The sequence below is a fragment of the Faecalibacterium sp. DFI.5.82 genome, assembly GCF_029076575.1.
Lineage (GTDB): Bacteria > Bacillota > Clostridia > Oscillospirales > Ruminococcaceae > Faecalibacterium > Faecalibacterium duncaniae.
Genome location: NZ_JARFIS010000403.1, coordinates 1 through 316, shown reverse-complemented (window position 1 = coordinate 316; position 316 = coordinate 1). Strand labels below are relative to the sequence as shown.

1 protein-coding gene is annotated in these 316 nt (G+C 70.6%); it reads right to left on the bottom strand.

Annotated features, from left to right (window positions below; genetic code table 11):
- A partial coding sequence (locus tag P0G09_RS17165) for a UvrD-helicase domain-containing protein (RefSeq protein ID WP_275253273.1) occupies positions 1 to 209 on the bottom strand: 209 nt, incomplete at its 3' end.
- Positions 210 to 316 lie beyond the last annotated feature (107 nt).

Below are 316 nucleotides of genomic sequence, written 5' to 3'. Positions count from 1 at the left end.
GCCCGCAGCTCTGCCGCCGCCGCATTGGTAAAGGTGACGATGAGCAGACGGTCCGCATCCACGGGATGCTCCGGGTCGGTGATGAGCCGGACAGCCCGCTCGGTCAGAACAGCCGTTATGCCGCTGCCCGCCGCCGCGCTCACCAGCAGCGCGCCGCCCCGGTCCTCGATGGCGGCCCGCTGGGCGGGGGTCCGCTTGGGTTCACTCATGCCTGTTCCTCCTCTCCTTCTTCGGGCTGCCCGGGAGCCTCACAGGGCTTTGCGGGGGCCTCCAGCGCCCGCTCCCCGATGCCGGTCTCGTGGCAGCAGACAAATCC